Below are 792 nucleotides of genomic sequence, written 5' to 3' on the forward strand. Positions count from 1 at the left end.
AAACAGCGTCCGGCCAGTCTCAGGGAGCAGCGAAGGGAGGCGACTGAAGCCGCCATTATGGACACCTACGCCAGCTTCAAAGCTCGCTATGGTGCCCCACGTATTGCCCGGGAATTAACAGCTGCGGGCGTGCCCTGCTCTGTGAACTATGTGGCCGGGATCATGCGGGAAAAAGAGATCAGAGCCCGCAACGGCAAGGCCTTTAAGTACAGCCGCTCGTCTGAAGCGATGACGAACGTCGCCGACAATCTGCTGTGGCGTCAGTTCGCCGCCGAGCGCCCCAATCAGAAGTGGACGACCGACATCACCTATATCTGGGTGAAGGACCGCTGGCTGTACCTGGCGACGGTGATGGACCTCTATTCCCGCCAGATCGTTGGCTGGTCGTTGGACATGAGCATGACCGAGCAGTTGATTACCGATGCGTTGAGCATGGCATACGGACGACGCGAGATAGCCCCAGGGCTGATTGTGCATTCGGATCGCGGGGTTCAATACCGATCAACTGGTTACCAGGATTACCTGCGTTCAAGGCAGTGTGTACCGAGTATGAGCCGCAAGGGAAATTGTTGGGATAATGCGCCCATGGAATCGTTTTTCAGCCGACTGAAGGTGGAGCTGATCTACGCCGAGCTTTTTGAGTCGATCGCGTCGGCTAAATCCGCTATCTTCGAGTACATCGAAGTGTTTTATAACCGAAAGAGAAGACACTCCGCTTTAGGCTATCTCAGCCCGGTGGAATACGAGCGCAGATGCGCATAACCGAGTGTCTATTTTTCGTGGGTAGGACCA

General features: G+C 55.4%; 1 protein-coding gene. It reads left to right on the top strand.

The features are described from left to right. Positions 1-762: IS3 family transposase (locus C2846_RS18480; RefSeq protein WP_119702192.1), on the top strand; the 762-nt coding region annotated here is incomplete at its 5' end. Positions 763-792: the final 30 nt, after the last annotated feature.

This window comes from Pseudomonas jilinensis, assembly GCF_003586265.1.
GTDB lineage: Bacteria > Pseudomonadota > Gammaproteobacteria > Pseudomonadales > Pseudomonadaceae > Halopseudomonas > Halopseudomonas phragmitis.